Consider the following 18,632-nt stretch of genomic DNA (forward strand, 5'->3'; position numbering starts at 1 on the left):
TTAAAAATAAAGAGAAATTAAGAAGGCGCGAGAGTATAAAGCTCTACGCGCCTGCTGTGTGGTGCGACCTGACTATCAGCGAATCTTGCCGGCTGCCAGGGTCAGTTCTTCCTTGTCGAAATCATCCACATCAATCACCTTGCGGCGGGCTGCCTCGGCGGTACGCAGGGTTTGCGCTTCGTCGGCCTGCAACACACCGATGCGCAGCGCGGCGTCGATGACAGGCTCGCCAGCGTCCGGCTTGACCTGACCACTCTTGATTGCCACTTGCAGCTTCTTGTGCAGCGGATACGCAGCGCTGAGCAGGTCGATGGCTTGTTGCAGCGCGCCGACCGGATCGTCTGCCGATTGCGGGCGATAGCAGCCTGCCAGCAACTCTTCCAGCGTCGGATCGCCCTTGGCGCGGCCCAGCACCTGGGCAACTTCCGCATCAATCTTGTCCGATGGCCCCTTGTGCCGGCGACCGAACGGGAACACTACGGCACGCAGCACCCCACCCAGTATGCGGTTGGGGAAGTTGCTGAGGATCTCGTCCATCGCACGTTCCGAATGCCCCAGGCTTTCTTCCATGGCCCAGCGGAACAACGGGCTCATATGGTCCGGCGAACCGAGGTCGTGATAACGCTTGAGCGCTGCCGAGGCCAGGTACATATGGCTGAGCACGTCACCCAGGCGGGCCGAAAGGCGTTCGCGGCGTTTCAATTCGCCACCCAGCAGCATCATGCTCAAGTCGGCGAGCATCGCGAACGCTGCTGCCTGACGGTTGAGCGCGCGGAAATAGCCCTGGCTCAAGCCGTTACCCGGCGCTCTTTCGAAATGACCGAAGCCCAGGTTGAGGATGAAGGTGCTGGCGGCATTGCTCACCGCAAAACCGATGTGTTTGAGCAGCAGGCTGTCAAACTCGATCAGCGCCTGCTGCTTGTCTTCGCGCCCGGCGAGGGCCATTTCCTTGAGCACGAAGGGATGGCAGCGAATCGCGCCCTGGCCGAAAATCATCAGGTTGCGCGAGAGGATGTTGGCGCCCTCGACCGTGATGAATATCGGCGCACCTTGCCAGTTGCGACCCAGATAGTTGTTCGGGCCCATGATGATGCCCTTGCCGCCATGCACGTCCATGGCGTGACCGATACACTCGCGACCGCGCTCGGTCAGGTGATACTTGAGGATTGCAGAGAGCACCGAAGGCTTCTCGCCCAGGTCGACCGCATTGGCGGTCAGCATGCGCGCGCTGTCCATCAGCCAGGCATTGCCACCGATACGCGCCAGCGCTTCCTGGATGCCTTCGAACGCCGAGATAGGCACGTTGAATTGCTCACGCACCTTCGCGTACTGGCCAGTGACCAGGCTGGTGTACTTGGCTGCGCCGGTGCCGACTGCCGGCAGCGAGATCGAACGACCCACCGACAGGCAGTTCATCAGCATCATCCAGCCTTTGCCCAGCATCGGCTGACCACCGATCAGGTAGCTCAGCGGGATGAACACGTCCTTGCCCGAGTTGGGGCCGTTCATGAACGCTGCGCCCAATGGCAGGTGACGGCGGCCGATTTCCACGCCGGGCGTGTCGGTCGGAATCAGCGCCAGGCTGATGCCCAGATCTTCTTTTTCGCCGAGCAGGTGCTCAGGGTCGTGGGCCTTGAAGGCCAGACCCAGCAGGGTGGCGACCGGGCCGAGGGTGATGTAGCGTTTTTCCCAGGTCAGGCGCAGACCGATGACTTCTTCGCCCTGCCACTGACCCTTGCAGATGATCCCGGTATCGGTCATCGCGCCTGCATCGGAACCGGCCAGCGGACCGGTCAGCGCGAAGCAGGGGATGTCTTCACCGCGTGCCAGACGTGGCAGGTAATGATTGCGTTGCTCGTCGGTGCCGTAATGCAGCAGCAATTCGGCCGGGCCGAGAGAGTTGGGCACCATCACCGTGGACGCCAGGTCGCCGCTGCGGGTGGCCAGCTTCATGGCTACCTGGGAGTGGGCGTAGGCGGAGAAGCCCTTGCCACCGAATTCCTTGGGAATGATCAGCGCGAAAAAGCCGTGCGCTTTCATGTGCGCCCAGGCTTCAGGCGGCAGGTCCATGGCCTGGCCGATTTCCCAGTCGCTGACCATCGCGCAGAGTTCTTCGGTCGGCCCGTCGATAAAGGCCTGTTCCTCTTCGGTCAGTTGGACTTTCGGGTAGGCCAGCAGCTTGTCCCAGTCCGGGCGCCCGCTGAACAGCTCGCCATCCCACCAGACCGTGCCGGCATCGATCGCATCACGCTCGGTTTGCGACATCGGCGGCAGGACTTTTTGAAACCAGCTGAACATCGGCGCAGTGAAATGCTTGCGGCGAAGATCGGGCAGCATTACCGGTATGAACACTGCCAGCCAGAGCAACCAGAACACCGTCAGCAGCCATCCTGGCGCGTGACTGAAAATGCCCATGGCCAGCAGGTAGACAGCTACCACGCCAAGCGCCGGGAGCGGGGCGGTTCGCCGATGAGCCAGCCAGGCAATGCCGACGACCAGCACAACAATCCACAACAACAGCATAAGTATTCCTCCGTGATGACCGCCACTGTGGCGGGGATCAAACTGGTCGCCGGGCAGTGGTGAGGCGACATCGATAGTGACCCCTGGTTGACGAGGAAGTTGCCGCCGCTTCGGGGTAGACTGTGAGCCTTTATTTATCAGCGACTGCGAGGGGAACGCAATGCTCAAGATCTGGGGACGGAAGAATTCCAGCAATGTGCGCAAGGCACTCTGGATTGCCGAGGAAGTGGGCGTACCCTACGAGACGCAGGACGCCGGTGGTGCATTCGGCCTGGTCAACGAAGCGGCCTATCGCGCGAAAAACCCCAACGGCCGGATTCCGATGATCGAAGACGGCGACTTCGTGATGTGGGAGTCCAACGCCATCGTGCGCTATCTGGCCGCCCGCCATGCCCCCGATTCTGATTTATACCCCGCAGATCTGCAGGCCCGTGCCAACGCAGACAAGTGGATGGACTGGACCACCTCGACCATTGCCGCGCCGTTCAGCCCGGTGTTCTGGGGTGTAATACGCACGCCCGCCGATAAACAGGACTGGCCGGCCATCGAGCAAGGCATCAAGACGCTGCACAGCCTGCTGCTGGTTGCCGACGAGGCGCTGTCGCGACAGCCCTATCTGTCTGGCGATGCGTTCGGCATGGGTGATATTCCCTTGGGATGCTTCGCCTACGGCTGGTTTGAAATGCCGATTGAACGTCCGCCGCTGCCTCACCTCCAAGCCTGGTATGAGCGTCTCAAGACTCGCCCGGCTTATCGCAAGGCGGTCATGACCCCTTTGACCTGAGCATGTGATGTGAACAGGTGATAGGGCTGATCGGGCGCATGTCCGGCGCTCGATATTTACTATTAACAGATGTGTCTGTACTTGAACGGCGCAGCCAAGCACCATTGCGCGGCTGGGTCGTCACGGCAGGCGGCTGGTGACAGTCATCTTCAATTCCTTTTTCTGATGAGTACCTTTCCCGATATGTCTTCCGCTCTGTCCATTCGGCAGCTAACCAAAACCTACGGCAACGGTTTCCAGGCCTTGAATGGCATCGATCTGGACGTCGCCGAAGGTGATTTCTTCGCCTTGCTGGGCCCCAACGGCGCTGGCAAATCCACCACCATCGGCATCATCTCGACGCTGGTCAACAAGACCAGCGGTACGGTGAATATCTTTGGCCACGACCTGGATCGCGAGCCCGCTGCGCTCAAGCGTTGCATCGGTGTCGTGCCGCAGGAGTTCAACTTCAACCAGTTCGAGAAGACCCTGGACATCGTCGTCACTCAGGCGGGCTACTACGGCATCCCGGCGAAAATCGCCAAAGAGCGCGCCGAGCAGTACCTGACGCAGCTGGGGCTTTGGGAAAAGCGCGATGTGCCTTCACGTTCGCTGTCCGGCGGCATGAAGCGGCGTCTGATGATCGCCCGCGCGCTGATTCACGAGCCGCGCCTGCTGATCCTCGACGAACCCACTGCAGGCGTGGACATCGAGTTGCGCCGTTCGATGTGGACCTTTCTGACCGAGCTGAACAGCAAAGGCATCACCATCATCCTCACCACGCACTACCTGGAAGAGGCTGAACAGCTGTGCCGCAACATCGGCATCATCGACCACGGGGTGATCGTGCAGAACACCGGCATGAAGCAGCTGCTCAGCACGTTGACCGTCGAGACGTTCGTGCTCGATCTCAAGGCCTCCTGGCAGACCGCGCCACAACTGCCCGGTTTCCCTTGTCGCCTGCTCGACAGCCACACCCTGGAAGTGCAGGTCGACAAGAACGTCGGCATCACTGCGCTGTTCAGCCAGTTGGCCTTTCAGAACATCGAAGTCCTGAGCCTGCGTAATAAATCCAATCGCCTTGAGGAGTTGTTTGTGTCCCTGGTGGAAAAAAACCTCGCGAAGGTGGCGGTATGACCGTAGCCAACGGCGAGTTGCGCCCCAACCTGATTGCCCTGAAAACCATCGTCTACCGTGAAGTGCACCGCTTCATGCGGATCTGGCCGCAGACCCTGCTGCCGCCAGCCATCACCATGGTTCTGTACTTCGTCATCTTCGGTAACCTCATCGGTCGCCAGATCGGCGACATGGGCGGCTTTACCTACATGCAGTACATCGTGCCGGGGCTGATCATGATGTCGGTGATCACCAACTCCTACGGCAACGTGGTCTCGAGCTTCTTCGGTGCCAAGTTTCAGCACTCCATCGAAGAACTGATGGTCTCGCCGGTCTCGCCGCACACCATTCTGGTCGGTTACACCCTGGGCGGTGTGTTGCGTGGTCTGATGGTCGGTTTCATCGTCACCATGCTGTCGATGTTTTTCACCGACCTGCAAGTGCACCACTTGGGCGTGACCATTCTGGTGGTGGTGTTGACCGCGACGATTTTCTCGCTGCTGGGCTTCATCAACGCAGTGTTTGCACGCAACTTCGATGACATCTCGATCATTCCGACCTTCGTCCTGACCCCGCTGACCTATCTGGGTGGCGTGTTCTACTCGATCAACCTGTTACCGCCGTTCTGGCAGACCGTGTCGCTGGCCAACCCGGTCCTGCACATGGTCAATGCCTTCCGCTACGGCATTCTGGGCGTCTCCGACATCAAGATCAGCATCGCTCTGGCGTTCATGATCGTGGCGACCTTCGTGCTGTATATCGGCTGCGCCAGGTTGCTGGTGAGCGGTCGCGGTATGCGTCAGTAACACATTGGCTTCGACCCGCCAGACTGGCGGGTCGAGCGCTGGCCGGGAGCGGCCGTTCAGATTCTGCAACACACCACCTCTTCCGACATTTCCCCGGTGCGCTGATCCTTTAGGCTTTCCGCTGCAAGGAACCGTCATGCGCACAGGGATGATCGCGCTCGCGCTCGGGCTGCTTGCCCTGCGTTTTCTACCGGCGTTGCCGCCGACCTGGCTATTGCTGTTGATGCCGATACTGGCGTTGATGCTGCTGCCGTTCCGTACCTATCCACTGGCGTTGTTCCTGCTCGGTTTCACTTGGGCCTGCGTGTCGGCGCAGTGGGCGTTGAGTGACCGGTTGGCGCCGCGTCTCGATGGTCAGACGCTGTGGGTGCAGGGCAAGGTGGTCGGTTTACCGAGTGTCGCCGAAGGTGTGGTGCGTTTCGAGCTGGACGGTGCCACGTCACGACGTGCCAGGCTTCCCGCGCGAATCAGGGTGGCCTGGTACGGCGGCCAGCCGGTGAGCAGCGGCGAGCGCTGGCGTATGGCGGTCAAACTCAAGCGACCGGCCGGGCTGGTCAGTCCGGATGCTTTCGACTATGAAGCCTGGCTGCTGGCGCAGCGCATCGGTGCGACCGGCACGGTAGTGGATGGTCAGCTATTGGCACCCGCGCGTGCCGCCTGGCGCGATGCCATTCGTCAGCGCCTGCTGGCGGTCGATGCGCAGGGCCGGGAGGGTGGTCTGGCAGCGCTGGTGCTGGGCGATGGCTCAGGGCTATCGAGCACCGACTGGCAGGTGTTGCAGGATACCGGCACTGTGCATCTGCTGGTCATTTCCGGTCAGCACATCGGGTTGCTGGCCGGGGTGATTTACGCCTTGGTCGCAGGCCTGGCGCGCTGGGGGCTGTGGCCGCGCTTTTTGCCCTGGCTGCCGTGGGCGTGTGCACTGGCGTTCAGCGCTGCACTGGGCTACGGACTGCTGGCCGGTTTCGAGGTGCCGGTCCGGCGCGCCTGTGTGATGGTCGCGATGGTGCTGCTGTGGCGCTTGCGTTTTCGCCATCTGGGCGTGGTCTGGCCCTTGTTGCTGTCCTTCAACACGGTGCTGATCTTCGAGCCGCTGGTGACGCTGCAGCCGGGTTTCTGGCTGTCCTTCGCAGCGGTCGGCATTCTGATCCTGATTTTCAGCGGACGTCTCGGCGCCTGGCGCTGGTGGCAAAGCTGGACACGGGCGCAATGGCTGATCGCCGTTGGCTTGTTGCCGATCCTGCTGGCGCTGAACCTGCCGATCAGCCTCAGTGGGCCGTTTGCCAACTTGCTTGCCGTCCCTTGGGTCAGCGTGATCGTCCTGCCTCCGGCATTGCTCGGAACGCTGTTGCTGCCGGTCCCTGTGGTCGGGGAAGGTCTGCTGTGGCTGGCGGGCGGGGCGCTGCAGTGGCTGTTCGTGTTCCTCGACGCGGTGGCTGCCGCATTGCCGGCCTGGTTACCCAGTGCGGTGCCAATCTGGGCATGGTGGTTGAGCCTGCTCGGGGCCTTGCTCTTGTTGCTGCCCAAGGGCATACCCGTGCGGCCGCTGGGCTGGCCGTTGCTGTTGCTGTGCGTTTTTCCGCCACTCGAATCAGTGCCTGAAGGCCAGGTAGACGTGTTGCAACTGGATGTGGGGCAGGGCCTGGCGATTCTCCTGCGCACCCGCAACCACACACTCCTGTATGACGCAGGTCCACGTTTCGGTGAGTTCGATATCGGTCAGCGCGTGGTCGTGCCCGCCATGCGCAAGGCAGGTGTCCGCCATCTCGACCTGATGTTGATCAGCCATTCCGACGCCGACCATGCCGGAGGTGCGGCGGCGGTTCATCAGGCCTTTCCGGTGAGCCGGGTGCTGGGTGGCGAGCTGGCCAGACTCGCGTCGCAACTCGATGCCCGATTGTGCGAGAGCGGTGCACGCTGGGAGTGGGATGGCGTGGTGTTTTCCACGTGGCGCTGGGAGCAGGGGCCTAATGGCAATCCAGCCTCCTGCATCCTCAGCGTCGACGCCGGGGGCGAGCGTCTGCTGCTGGCCGGCGATATCGATGTGAAGGCCGAGCGCGCGGCAATCGACAGCGGGTTCGACCTTCGTGCTCACTGGTTGCAGTCGCCACATCACGGCAGCCGAACCTCGTCGTCCAAAGCGTTTCTGCGCGCCGTGGCACCGGTAGGCGTGCTGATTTCCCGTGGTCGCAACAACGCGTTCGGTCACCCGCATCCGTTGGTCATGGCGCGCTATCGAGGCCTGGGCATCGCCAGTTACGACAGTGCCGAGCTGGGCGCGGTCCGCCTGCAACTGGGGACGTTCGGAACGCCACAGGCCGAGCGCGCGCAACGGCGCTTCTGGCGTGATTGAGTGAATGGATATCGATCTCGGCGTTCGGCACTTGGCGACCCTATGGTAGAGTGGCGCCAATTTTTCGAGGGAGTGATCACTGTGTGGGAACTGGTCAAATCTGGCGGCTGGATGATGCTGCCGATTATTCTGAGCTCCATCGCCGCCGCCGGCATCATCATCGAGCGCCTGTGGACGTTGCGTGCCAGCCGTATCACGCCACCGCACCTGCTCGGGCAGGTCTGGCAGTGGATTCAGGAAAAGAAGCTGGACAGCGAAAAGCTCAAGCAGCTGCGCGCGGACTCGCCGCTGGGTGAAATCCTGGCCGCAGGTCTGGCCAATTCCAGGCATGGTCGCGAGATCATGAAGGAATGCATCGAAGAAGCCGCTGCGCGGGTCATTCATGAGCTGGAGCGCTACCTCAGCGCACTGGGCTCGATCGCTGCCATGGCGCCGCTGCTTGGTTTGCTGGGCACCGTGCTGGGCATGATCGATATCTTCGGCTCGTTCAACAGCTCCGGGGCCACCGCCAACGCCGGCGTGCTGGCAGGTGGTATTTCCAAGGCGCTGATCTGTACGGCGTCGGGTCTTATTGTCGCGATCCCGGCGATCTTCTTTCATCGCTTTCTGCAGAGCCGCGTCGATGAGCTGGTGGTCGGCATGGAGCAACAGGCCATTCGTCTGGTTGAAGTGGTGCAGGGCGACCGCGATGTCGATCTGATCGACGCCAAGATCGACCTCAAGTCGCTGGCCAGAGCGGGCGGGGGCAAGAAGAAGTGAAATTTCGCCGTCGCAGACCCCGGGAAAACATCGACATCAATCTGGTCTCTCTGATTGATGTGGTGTTCATCCTGCTGCTGTTCTTCATTGTGACGACCACCTTCACTCGCGAAACCCAGTTGCGGGTGGATCTGCCACAGGCCGTTACCGGAACGCCGGACGTGGACGCCAGCGCCAAACAGCTGGACATCGCCATCAACGCCGACGGGATTTTCTCGCTGAACAATCAGTTGTTGCCGAAAAACGACCTGGCAACGCTGATCGAGGCGCTGCAGCGCGAATCGGCGGGCGATACCAGTCTGCCGCTGTCGATCAGTGCCGATGGCAAGACCCCGCACCAGTCGGTCATCACGGCCATGGATGCGGCGGGCAAGCTGGGCTTCAGTCACTTGCGCATGACCACTGTCGAGGCCACACCGGCTAACTGATGGCATTCACTGACCGTTTGCTCGACGCCTGGTACAAGGGCCACCCTGCGCTGGCGCTGTTGCGCCCGCTCGAATGCCTCTACCGGCGTGTCGTAGAACGCAAGCGGGCGCGGTTTGTGGCGGGCGAGGGGGATATCTATCGCGCGCCGGTGCCGGTTATCGTGGTGGGTAATATCACCGTCGGTGGCACTGGCAAGACGCCGTTGATTCTCTGGATGATCGAGCACTGCCGCCGTCGCGGCTTGCGTGTCGGTGTGGTCAGCCGCGGTTACGGCGCCACGCCGCCAAGCCTGCCGTGGCGCGTCCTGCCTGAACAAAGTGCCAGCGAGGCAGGGGACGAGCCCTTGCTCATCGTTCAGCGCTGCGGCGTGCCACTGATGATCGATCCGGATCGCAGTCGTGCCGTACAGGCCTTGCTCGCTGCCGAACCACTGGATGTGATTCTTTCCGACGACGGCTTGCAGCATTACCGACTGGCCCGCGACCTGGAACTGGTGCTGATCGATGCCGCCCGTGGTCTGGGCAATCGCCGTTGTCTGCCTGCCGGGCCGTTGCGCGAACCGGTGGAGCGGCTGAGCAGTGTCGACGCCTTGCTTTATAACGGCGCGACGGCTGACAGGAACGACGGCTACGCCTTCAGGCTCAAGCCTTCGGCACTGATCAATCTGCGCAGTGGCGAACGTCAGCCGGTGGATTATTTCCCGGCCGGTCAGGCGCTGCATGCGGTCGCCGGAATCGGCAATCCCCAACGTTTCTTCAATACCCTCGAAGGATTACACTGGCAACCGGTGACTCACGCGTTCGCCGACCATGCTGTCTACAGCGCCGAGGCGCTGACATTTGCACCTGCGTTGCCCTTGGTCATGACCGAGAAGGATGCGGTGAAATGCCGTGCCTTTTCCGCTGATGACTGGTGGTATCTGGCAGTGGATGCACTACCTTCCGATGCCTTTGTCGGTTGGTTCGACCAGCAACTGCTACGTCTTTCTCCATGATTGCTTCAGGATCTCCTATGGACACCAAACTACTCGATATCCTCGCTTGCCCTGTCTGCAAGGGACCATTGAAGCTCAGCGCCGACAAGACCGAGCTGATCAGCAAGGGCGCAGGTCTTGCCTATCCGGTGCGCGACGGCATCCCGGTGATGCTCGAAAGCGAAGCTCGTACCCTGAGCACCGACGAGCGGCTGGAAAAATGACCGCAGCGTTTACCGTTGTCATTCCGGCGCGCTACGGCTCCAGTCGCTTTCCGGGCAAGCCGCTGAAAACCATTGCCGGCAAACCCATGGTTCAGCTGGTCTGGGAGCAGGCGTGCAAGAGCAGCGCCGAACGTGTGGTGATTGCCACCGACGATGCGCGCATTGTCGAAGCCTGTCAGGCTTTTGGTGCCGAAGTGCTGCTGACGCGCGACGATCACAACTCCGGCACCGATCGTCTGGCTGAGGTGGCCGCGCAATTGGGCCTGGCGGTTGACGCGATTGTCGTCAATGTGCAGGGCGACGAGCCGATGATCCCGCCTGCGGTGATCGATCAGGTGGCGTCCAATCTGGCCGCTCATCCCGAAGCCGGCATGTCTACACTGGCCGAGCCTATCGACGACGTGGCCGCGTTGTTCAACCCCAACATCGTCAAGGTGGCTACGGACATCAACGGCCTGGCGCTGACGTTCAGCCGGGCTCCCTTGCCATGGGCGCGCGATGCGCTCGCAGCAAATCGTGACCAATTGCCTGCCGGTGTGCCTTATCGTCGGCATATCGGTATCTATGCCTACCGTGCGGGCTTCCTGCATGACTTCGTCAATTGGGGGCCGTGCTGGCTGGAAAGCACTGAAAGCCTGGAACAATTGCGTGCGCTGTGGAATGGCGTGCGGATTCACGTTGCCGACGCGCTTGAAGCGCCACCCGGTGGCGTCGATACGCCTGAAGACCTGGAGCGCGTAAGGCGCTTGCTGGAGGGTTGATGCGCTGCTTCCAGTGGTTCGGGAAGGCGAGGGTATGACCTTGCAGGTGCAATCCGCGATTTCCCTCAAACCGTTCAATACGTTCGGTGTGGATGTTCAAGCCCGGCTATTTGCCGAAGCGCACAGCGATGACGATGTTCGCCAGGCGCTGGCCTATTCGGCCGAGCACGATGTGCCACTGCTGGTGATTGGCGGTGGCAGCAACCTGCTGCTCAGCGCTGACGTGCAGTCACTGGTCGTACGCATGGTCAGCCGCGGCATTCGCATCGTGCATGAGGACTGTCTCGAGTCGATTGTCGAGGCAGAGGCCGGCGAGCCCTGGCATCCGTTCGTGCAGTCCTGTCTGGAGCTGGGGCTGGCGGGGCTGGAAAACCTCAGTCTGATTCCAGGCACCGTTGGTGCGGCACCCATGCAGAACATCGGTGCCTATGGCGTCGAGATCAAGGATGTCTTCCATAGCCTGACTGCGCTGGATCGTGAAACCGGCGAATTGCGCGAGTTTTCTCTGCAGGACTGTGCGTTCGGCTACCGCGACAGCGTGTTCAAGCATCAGGTCGCGCGCTGGTTGATCCTGCGTGTGCGTTTCAAGCTCAGTCGCGTAGCTCGCCTGCACCTCGAATATGGCCCGGTTCGTCAGCGTCTCGACGAGCTGGGTATTGATCGGCCGACGCCGTTCGATGTCAGCCGTGCGATCTGCGCCATTCGCAGTGAAAAGCTGCCTGACCCCGCGGTGCTGGGCAATGCCGGCAGTTTCTTCAAAAACCCGATTATCCCTGCCGAACTGTACGCAACGATCAAACAGCAGCACCCAGGTGTCGTCGGCTACCCGCTGGACGATGGCCGGGTGAAACTGGCGGCCGGATGGCTGATCGAGCAGGCGGGATGGAAGGGTTATCGCGATGGTGATGCTGGCGTGCACAAGCTTCAGTCGCTGGTGCTGGTCAACTATGGGCAGGCCAGTGGCTTGCAGCTGCTGAGTCTGGCGCGCCGTATCCAGACCGACATTGCCGAACGTTTCGGTGTCGAGCTGGAGATGGAGCCGAACCTCTACTGATAGCCTGAAGATGGTCTCTTGTGGGAGCGAGCCTGCTCGCGAAGGGATCAGCTCAAGCGCTGTGTATTGAAGATGAACGCAGTGCAGCCCTCAATCAACGGGCATGAAAAAGCCCCGCCTGTTTGCACAGGCGGGGCTTTTTCATGGGCCGGGATTAGGCGAGGGGTTTAGGCTCGTTTTCTTTCTCGGCTTCATGTTGCGGTTTGACTGCTGGTTGCTCAGTGGCCGCTTCTTCGGTCTTTTCCCCGGCTGCCGGTGAAGGCTGGGCCGATTCTGCTTCAGCGGCAGCAGGCGCTGCCTCGACGACTGGAGCGCTGGCAGCAGCGGCTTCCTGTTGACGACGTGCTTCTTCTTCACGCTTGCGGCGACGAACTTCACGAGGATCGTTCGGTGCGCGGCCCGTGCTGCTGACCACTGGTGCAGGCGCTGCTTCTTCAGCCGCAGGTGCCTGCTCTAGTGGGGCAGGTGCCTGTTCTTCAACGACCGGCTGAGGCGCGACGTAAGGAGCAGGCTCTTCTTTCACGGCTACCGGCTCGACGGCAGCAGGTGCAGGCGTTGGCAGTTCGGATGATTCGGTGGCTGGCACTTCCTCATGAGCCGCCGCTTCGACCGGCGCCTGTGGTGCTGGCTCTGGCGTCGGCTTGAACGGCACTACGCGTTCTGCGTGAGGTGCTTCGAACAGTTCGGACTGCGCAGCAATGGCCGGGGCTTCGACCGCTGCCGGCTGAACTTCAACCTCTGGAGCAGGCTGTGCTACAGGAGCATCGTCCGCTACAGGGGCTTCAACGGCAGGTGCCTCGACAGTCGGTTCGGCAACGGTCGGTGCTTTTTCGGCAGCCGGTGCTTCGGCGGCTGGCGTTTCAGCTACTGGCGTTTCAGTCACAGGCGCTTCGGTCGCAGATGCTTTGGCAGCAGCTGCCTGATGCGCTGGCTCGGCGTCTGCAGCGGCGGCGTTGCTGTTGGCACGTTCGGCCTGCTGATGCGCGTCGGCTTCGGCAGGCGCGCTGATCACGCTGCTGGCAGCGGAAGCTGCGGCGGTGAAGCCCAGACCCGCCGACAGGTCGGTGGCGCTGCCTTCTTCTTCGTTGCCGTTCTCTTCGGAGCCTTCGATCACGTTGCCATTGGCATCGCGCTGACGCTCACGACGATTGCTGCGACGACGCTGGCCACGCGAGCGGCGGCGAGGGCGGTCGCCTTCGCTACCGTCGTTGCCTTCCTGGTTCTCGTCATTGATCTGCTCTTCGTTGAGCAGCACTTCCTCTTCGCTCACGGCAGCCGCGGCCTGTTCGGCGCGTGGTTGACGTTCTTCACGAGGGGCGCGCGGCTGGCGCTCTTCGCGTGGTGCGCGTTCAGGACGCTCCTCGCGAGCGAGGTTCACCGCAGGGGCTGCATCCAGAGGCTCGCGCAGTTCGCGAACCGGGCGATCTTCGCGCGCTTCACGCGGCTTGCGCTCGCGGGTGGTACGGGCTGGACGCTCTTCGCGCGGTGCCGACTCCTCGCGGGCTTCACGCGGTTCGCGAACGGTGCGCTCTTCACGAGGTGCACGTTCTTCACGCGGAGCACGCTCTTCACGAGGTGCGCGCTCTGCACGCTCTTCGCGGGGGGCGCGTTCTTCACGAGGCTTGCGCTCTTCGTCGCGGCGATTGTTGCGGCCACGGCTCTGCTGGCGGCCGTTGCGGCGTTCCTCGTTGCGGGCTGGACGCTGTTCTGCAACAGGCTTCTCAACCACAATCGGAGCGACAGGCTCTTCCTTGGTCGCGAACAGGCTGACCAGGGATTTCACCAGACCCTTGAACAGGCTTGGCTCGTGAGCGGCAGGTGCCGGTGCAGGCGTTGCCGCAGGGGCAGCGGCTTCTACCGGGACCGGCGCATTGGCGCGAGCCGGAGCAGTCTTGACGGCCGCTTCCTGACGAACCAGGGTGCGGGTTGCGGCGGCCAGTGGTGCAATTTCTTCCACTTCGGCAGCGGCAGCAGCGATTTCATAGCTGGTCTGGCTGCTGTGCGCTTCAGGGCTGTCATCACGCAGACGCTGAACTTCGAAGTGCGGCGTTTCCAGCTGATCGTTCGGCAGAATGATGATGCGCGCACGGGTGCGCAGTTCGATCTTGGTGATCGAGTTGCGTTTTTCGTTGAGCAGGAAAGCCGCGACCGGAATCGGCACCTGGGCGCGCACTTCGGCAGTGCGGTCTTTCAGGGCTTCTTCTTCGATCAGGCGCAGGATAGCCAGCGACAGCGATTCAACATCACGGATGATGCCGGTGCCGTTGCAGCGAGGGCAGACGATGCCGCTGCTTTCGCCCAGCGATGGACGCAGGCGCTGACGGGACATTTCCAGCAGACCGAAACGCGAAATGCGACCGATCTGCACGCGGGCACGGTCGGCTTCCAGGCTTTCGCGGACTTTCTCTTCCACGGCGCGCTGGTTCTTGGCCGGCGTCATGTCGATGAAGTCGATGACGATCAGGCCGCCGATGTCACGCAGACGCAGTTGACGGGCGATTTCCTCAGCCGCTTCAAGGTTGGTCTGCAGGGCGGTTTCTTCGATGTCGCTGCCTTTGGTGGCGCGCGCCGAGTTGATGTCGATAGACACCAGGGCTTCGGTCGGATCGATGACGATGGAGCCACCGGAAGGCAGTTCGACTACGCGCTGGAAGGCGGTTTCGATCTGGCTTTCGATCTGGAAGCGGTTGAACAGCGGAACGCTGTCTTCATACAGCTTGATCTTGCTGGCGTACTGCGGCATCACCTGACGGATGAACGTCAGCGCTTCTTCCTGGGCTTCGATGCTGTCGATCAGGACTTCACCGATATCCTGACGCAGGTAGTCACGGATGGCGCGGATGATGACGTTGCTTTCCTGGTAAATCAGGAAAGGGGCGGAGCGATCGAGGGACGCTTCCTTGATGGCGGTCCACAGTTGCAGCAGGTAATCGAGGTCCCACTGCATTTCTTCGCTGCTGCGGCCCAGGCCGGCAGTACGAACGATCAGGCCCATGTCGGCTGGCGCGATCAGGCCGTTGAGGGCTTCACGCAGTTCGTTGCGCTCTTCGCCTTCGATACGGCGCGAGATACCGCCGGCACGAGGGTTGTTCGGCATCAGAACCAGATAGCGGCCTGCGAGGCTGATGAAGGTGGTCAGGGCTGCGCCCTTGTTGCCACGCTCTTCTTTCTCGACCTGAACGATGACTTCCTGGCCTTCGCTCAGGACGTCCTTGATGTTGACGCGGCCTTCAGGGGCTTTCTTGAAGTACTCGCGGGAGATTTCCTTGAGGGGCAGGAAGCCGTGGCGCTCAGAGCCGAAATCGACAAAGGCAGCCTCGAGGCTGGGTTCGATGCGAGTGATTCGGCCTTTATAGATGTTGGCCTTCTTCTGCTCGCGTGCACCTGACTCGATGTCCAGGTCGTAGAGGCGCTGGCCGTCTACCAGTGCAACACGCAACTCTTCGGGTTGAGTTGCGTTAATCAGCATTCTTTTCATGTAGTACCGTCGGTTTCCGGGCTGCCGGAAACGGCGTTCGGCACACACGACTTCTCACGGTCGGTGTCAGGGCACGTCAGGAGTGGTTGGACACTCCAGTGTCTAGCGAGGTCCTCGCCCAGAGGGGGCGGAGGGTCGCGACGACGTTTCCTGCTTGCTGTGGTGGCATAAGACACCCCTTTCAGCAAAAGCTTTGTCAGGAGGAGGAATCGACCATCGGTAGCGGACGAGATGAAGCGTCTAGAACAAGCCTTGTGCTACACAGTCCGATGGTTGTGCGTCTCCACCCTACACGTATCCCTGATAATTCGGGTGCTGCCGCGCGCAGAATCCGCAGCGGGTTGGCATTTACCGCGACCTTCGATAGGGAAGGTCGCGCATCATGGCTTGAGGCGTTGTTCCCGAAGCATTCGCTCGTAGCGTCTGAAAGCGACTGCACTTTGTGAACTGGCCATGAACTGTCCGCACTGGCCGCGAGCTGTCTGCTCTGCGGTCAGGCGTGTTTCCGGCCTCATGTCACCTGCGCTCGTTACGTTTTCAGCGTGCTCCGTTGTCACCGAACACTGCGTAGGACGGCCTCCCGTCCTTGTGAATTGCGTTGGTCAGGGCCGGTTGTCAACCGTTGGTCCGCTGTCCGGCCGCTTTTGGCGGCGTTCGCGACTATAGCAGCAATCATTAAGTGCTTCAAATCCATAAAAAATTGTTATCATTTGCGGCATGACGAATATTGCCCCCCCAACCCCCGGTGTCCAGCTGGTTGAGGTTGCCCCGGAACTTGCCGGTCAACGCATCGATAATTTTCTGATCACTTATCTCAAGGGTGTACCCAAAACCTTGATTTACCGCATTTTGCGCAAAGGCGAAGTGCGTGTGAACAAGGGGCGGATCAAGCCGGAGTACAAGTTGCAGGCAGGCGATATCGTGCGCATTCCTCCTGTGCGCGTGCCTGAGCGCGACGAGCCTGTGCCGGTCGCGCAGGCACTGTTGCAGCGTCTCGAAGCTGCGATCGTTTACGAAGACAAGGCGCTTATCGTGCTCAACAAGCCCGCAGGTATCGCCGTGCATGGCGGCAGCGGCCTGAGTTTTGGTGTGATCGAAGCGTTTCGCCAGTTGCGCCCGGATGCCAAAGAGCTCGAACTGGTGCACCGTCTCGATCGCGACACGTCCGGTCTGCTGATGATTGCCAAGAAACGCAGCATGCTGCGTCATCTGCACGAAGCCCTGCGCGGCGACGGCGTCGACAAGCGCTACATGGCGCTGGTCCGCGGTAACTGGGCAACGGCCCTGAAGCAGGTGCGTGCGCCGCTGATGAAAAGCAACCTGCGCTCCGGCGAGCGCATGGTCGAAGTGAATGAAGAGGGCAAGGAGGCTCTGACGATTTTCAAGGTGCTGCGTCGTTTTGGCGACTTTGCCACCATGGTCGAAGCCAAGCCGGTCACCGGACGTACCCACCAGATCCGCGTGCACACCTTGCACGCGGGTCATGCGATTGCAGGTGACACCAAGTACGGTGACGAGAATTTCAGTCGCGAAATTCGCGATCTGGGCGGCAAGCGTCTGTTTCTGCACGCCTACATGCTGACGGTGCCGATGCCCGATGGCAGCAAGCTTAATGTGCAGGCGCCTGTCGATGACATGTGGGCCAAAACAGTGGAGCGTTTGAGTGCGCCGTGATTACGATCTGTTGATTTTCGACTGGGACGGCACACTGGCCGACTCGGTCGGGCGCATCGTTCTGTCCATGCGCACGGCGGCCATCGAGACCGACCTTGAAGTTCGCGACGATACGGCGATCAAGGGGATTATTGGCCTGGGGCTGCCCGAGGCGATTCGAACCCTGTATCCGCAGATCAGCGGCAACCAGCTGATCGATTTTCGGCAGCGCTACGCGGACAGTTACATGGCGATGGATAACGTGCCGTCGCCGCTGTTCGACGGTGTGGTGGAGTCGATGCAGGCGTTTCGCGAGGACGGCTATCGTCTGGCGGTCGCTACCGGCAAGGCGCGTCGTGGGCTTGATCGTGTGCTGAAGGCCAATGGCTGGCAGGATTACTTCGATGTCACCCGGGCAGCCGACGAGACCGCCAGCAAGCCTGATCCGCTGATGTTGAACGAGATCATGGCGCACTGTGAGGTTACGCCGCAGCGTTCGCTGATGATCGGCGATGCTTCGTTCGATCTGCTGATGGCTCGCAACGCCGGTATGGATTCGGTTGCGGTGGGCTATGGCGCTCAGCCGCTGGAGTCGCTGCGTCAGTTCGAGCCGCGGCTGGCTATCGAGCATTTTTCCGAGCTGCGCACCTGGTTGAACGGGCGCAGCGTCTAGTTTTCGGGTTGGAGTGATTGGAACATGTCTGACGAATGGAAGGCACCCGTTTCGCAAGGCGCGGACGAGGGCATCAATGGCAGGGAAGAGGCGAAGAGCTGGAAGCTTCTTGAAAAGACGCTGCTGGCCAGTGTTCAGGAGCAGCGCCGCGCGCGTCGCTGGGGGATCTTTTTCAAGCTGCTGACGTTCGCGTTCCTGTTTGTTGCAGTGATCGTCCCGATGCTGGATTTCGAGGGCGGCACTTCTCGTCGTTCCAGCCACACTGCGCTGATCGATGTGCAGGGCGTGATTGCCGACAAGGAAGCGGCCAGTGCCGAGAACATTGTCACTGCGCTGCAGAAAGCCTTCGAGGATGAAAAGACCAAGGGTGTGATTCTGCGAATCAACAGCCCGGGTGGCAGTCCTGTGCAGTCGGGCTATGTCTACGACGAAATCCGTCGTCTGCGCGCGGCGAAGCCGGACATCAAGGTGTATGCGGTCATTACCGATCTCGGTGCTTCGGGGGCTTATTACATCGCCAGTGCCGCTGACCAGATTTACGCCGACAAGGCCAGTCTGGTGGGGTCGATCGGTGTGACGGCAGCAGGTTTCGGCTTTGTCGGTGCCATGGATAAGCTCGGCGTTGACCGCCGTACCTATACTTCCGGCGAGCACAAGGCATTCCTTGATCCGTTCCAGCCGCAGAAGGCTGATGAAACGCAGTTCTGGCAGGGTGTGCTGGACACGACTCATCGCCAGTTCATCGCCAGTGTCAAACAGGGTCGTGGCGACCGGCTGAAGGACAAGGATCACCCGGAGCTGTTCTCCGGGCTGATCTGGACCGGCGAGCAGGCTGTTGCGCTGGGTCTGGTGGATGGTCTGGGCAGTGCAAGTTATGTTGCGCGTGACGTAATCAAGGAAAAGGACATCGTCGAGTACGCCGTCGAAGAGTCGCTTTTTGATCGCTTTTCGAAAAAACTCGGCACCAGTATCGCCGAGCGAATTGCCATGCTGGTCGGTTTCAACGGCCCAAGCCTGCGTTGATGGCTTGATGCAGAAATAAAGAACCCGGCCAATGGCCGGGTTCT

At 61.1% G+C, this 18,632-nt stretch carries 15 protein-coding genes; 13 read left to right on the plus strand and 2 right to left on the minus strand.

Annotation, left to right across the window (positions count from 1 at the left end; all coding sequences use genetic code 11):
* Window positions 1-75 precede the first annotated feature (75 nt).
* Window positions 76-2,523, minus strand: coding sequence for an acyl-CoA dehydrogenase (locus tag ACW55A_RS26075; RefSeq protein WP_455809548.1), 2,448 nt, complete (start codon window positions 2,521-2,523; stop codon window positions 76-78).
* Window positions 2,524-2,683: 160 nt separating this feature from the next.
* On the opposite strand from ACW55A_RS26075, the gene ACW55A_RS26080 reads away from it, so the two are divergent.
* The 10 genes from ACW55A_RS26080 to murB all read left to right on the plus strand — a co-directional run bounded on the left by ACW55A_RS26080 (window position 2,684) and on the right by murB (window position 11,761).
* Entirely contained in the window at window positions 2,684-3,307 is a 624-nt protein-coding gene (locus ACW55A_RS26080; protein ID WP_003368376.1) for a glutathione S-transferase, read from the plus strand.
* A 183-nt stretch (window positions 3,308-3,490) separates the two neighbouring features.
* Complete coding sequence (locus ACW55A_RS26085) at window positions 3,491-4,423, plus strand: ABC transporter ATP-binding protein (protein WP_003317464.1); 933 nt, start codon at window positions 3,491-3,493, stop codon at window positions 4,421-4,423.
* Window positions 4,420-5,208 carry an ABC transporter permease gene (locus ACW55A_RS26090; protein WP_003368378.1) on the plus strand — a complete coding sequence of 263 codons (789 nt, stop codon included), beginning with the start codon at window positions 4,420-4,422 and terminating at the stop codon, window positions 5,206-5,208. Before ACW55A_RS26085 ends, ACW55A_RS26090 begins: the two co-directional genes overlap by 4 nt.
* A 136-nt stretch (window positions 5,209-5,344) precedes the next feature.
* Window positions 5,345-7,561, plus strand: a complete 2,217-nt coding sequence (locus ACW55A_RS26095; RefSeq protein ID WP_498811994.1) for a DNA internalization-related competence protein ComEC/Rec2 — start codon at window positions 5,345-5,347, stop codon at window positions 7,559-7,561.
* Window positions 7,562-7,642: 81 nt separating this feature from the next.
* Window positions 7,643-8,320, plus strand: coding sequence for a flagellar polar localization protein PocA (locus ACW55A_RS26100; RefSeq protein ID WP_003430973.1), 678 nt, complete (start codon window positions 7,643-7,645; stop codon window positions 8,318-8,320).
* The gene (locus ACW55A_RS26105; RefSeq protein ID WP_003409582.1) at window positions 8,317-8,748 is read left to right on the plus strand and encodes a flagellar polar localization protein PocB; all 432 of its coding nucleotides are present in this window, start codon (window positions 8,317-8,319) and stop codon (window positions 8,746-8,748) included. The genes ACW55A_RS26100 and ACW55A_RS26105 overlap by 4 nt, the downstream gene beginning before the upstream one ends.
* Window positions 8,748-9,743 carry a tetraacyldisaccharide 4'-kinase gene (lpxK, locus tag ACW55A_RS26110; protein WP_455809546.1) on the plus strand — a complete coding sequence of 332 codons (996 nt, stop codon included), beginning with the start codon at window positions 8,748-8,750 and terminating at the stop codon, window positions 9,741-9,743. Before ACW55A_RS26105 ends, lpxK begins: the two co-directional genes overlap by 1 nt.
* 17 nt (window positions 9,744-9,760) lie before the next feature.
* On the plus strand, window positions 9,761-9,946 hold the full coding sequence (locus ACW55A_RS26115) for a Trm112 family protein (protein WP_002552679.1): 186 nt from the start codon (window positions 9,761-9,763) through the stop codon (window positions 9,944-9,946).
* Window positions 9,943-10,707 carry a 3-deoxy-manno-octulosonate cytidylyltransferase gene (gene kdsB, locus ACW55A_RS26120; protein WP_455809545.1) on the plus strand — a complete coding sequence of 255 codons (765 nt, stop codon included), beginning with the start codon at window positions 9,943-9,945 and terminating at the stop codon, window positions 10,705-10,707. The genes ACW55A_RS26115 and kdsB overlap by 4 nt, the downstream gene beginning before the upstream one ends.
* Before the next feature lie 34 nt (window positions 10,708-10,741).
* On the plus strand, window positions 10,742-11,761 hold the full coding sequence (gene murB / locus ACW55A_RS26125) for a UDP-N-acetylmuramate dehydrogenase (RefSeq protein ID WP_003430975.1): 1,020 nt from the start codon (window positions 10,742-10,744) through the stop codon (window positions 11,759-11,761).
* A 154-nt stretch (window positions 11,762-11,915) separates the two neighbouring features.
* Here the strand turns inward: murB and rne are convergent, their stop codons facing one another.
* On the minus strand, window positions 11,916-15,230 hold the full coding sequence (rne, locus tag ACW55A_RS26130; RefSeq protein WP_499140657.1) for a ribonuclease E: 3,315 nt from the start codon (window positions 15,228-15,230) through the stop codon (window positions 11,916-11,918).
* 726 nt (window positions 15,231-15,956) lie between these two features.
* On the opposite strand from rne, the gene rluC reads away from it, so the two are divergent.
* From rluC to sppA, 3 genes are read left to right on the plus strand one after another with little or no spacing between them, the layout of a single operon-like run.
* Entirely contained in the window at window positions 15,957-16,913 is a 957-nt protein-coding gene (rluC, locus tag ACW55A_RS26135) for a 23S rRNA pseudouridine(955/2504/2580) synthase RluC (RefSeq protein ID WP_003317474.1), read from the plus strand.
* Window positions 16,903-17,565, plus strand: a complete 663-nt coding sequence (locus ACW55A_RS26140) for an HAD-IA family hydrolase (RefSeq protein WP_065349321.1) — start codon at window positions 16,903-16,905, stop codon at window positions 17,563-17,565. Before rluC ends, ACW55A_RS26140 begins: the two co-directional genes overlap by 11 nt.
* A gap of 24 nt (window positions 17,566-17,589) precedes the next feature.
* On the plus strand, window positions 17,590-18,588 hold the full coding sequence (gene sppA, locus ACW55A_RS26145) for a signal peptide peptidase SppA (protein ID WP_498811999.1): 999 nt from the start codon (window positions 17,590-17,592) through the stop codon (window positions 18,586-18,588).
* The last annotated feature ends 44 nt before the right edge of the window (window positions 18,589-18,632 follow it).

The organism is Plantibacter cousiniae (nom. nud.), from assembly GCF_977070315.1.

Bases quoted from the DNA above. Each gene is read 5' to 3' on its own strand.
- ACW55A_RS26075 (WP_455809548.1), bottom strand. From the start codon at position 2,523: ATGCTGTTGTTGTGGATTGTTGTGCTGGTCGTCGGCATTGCCTGGCTG.
- ACW55A_RS26080 (WP_003368376.1), top strand. From the start codon at position 2,684: ATGCTCAAGATCTGGGGACGGAAGAATTCCAGCAATGTGCGCAAGGCA.
- ACW55A_RS26085 (WP_003317464.1), top strand. From the start codon at position 3,491: ATGTCTTCCGCTCTGTCCATTCGGCAGCTAACCAAAACCTACGGCAAC.
- ACW55A_RS26090 (WP_003368378.1), top strand. From the start codon at position 4,420: ATGACCGTAGCCAACGGCGAGTTGCGCCCCAACCTGATTGCCCTGAAA.
- ACW55A_RS26095 (WP_498811994.1), top strand. From the start codon at position 5,345: ATGCGCACAGGGATGATCGCGCTCGCGCTCGGGCTGCTTGCCCTGCGT.
- lpxK (WP_455809546.1), top strand. From the start codon at position 8,748: ATGGCATTCACTGACCGTTTGCTCGACGCCTGGTACAAGGGCCACCCT.
- ACW55A_RS26115 (WP_002552679.1), top strand. From the start codon at position 9,761: ATGGACACCAAACTACTCGATATCCTCGCTTGCCCTGTCTGCAAGGGA.
- kdsB (WP_455809545.1), top strand. From the start codon at position 9,943: ATGACCGCAGCGTTTACCGTTGTCATTCCGGCGCGCTACGGCTCCAGT.
- murB (WP_003430975.1), top strand. From the start codon at position 10,742: ATGACCTTGCAGGTGCAATCCGCGATTTCCCTCAAACCGTTCAATACG.
- rne (WP_499140657.1), bottom strand. From the start codon at position 15,230: ATGCTGATTAACGCAACTCAACCCGAAGAGTTGCGTGTTGCACTGGTA.
- rluC (WP_003317474.1), top strand. From the start codon at position 15,957: ATGACGAATATTGCCCCCCCAACCCCCGGTGTCCAGCTGGTTGAGGTT.
- sppA (WP_498811999.1), top strand. From the start codon at position 17,590: ATGTCTGACGAATGGAAGGCACCCGTTTCGCAAGGCGCGGACGAGGGC.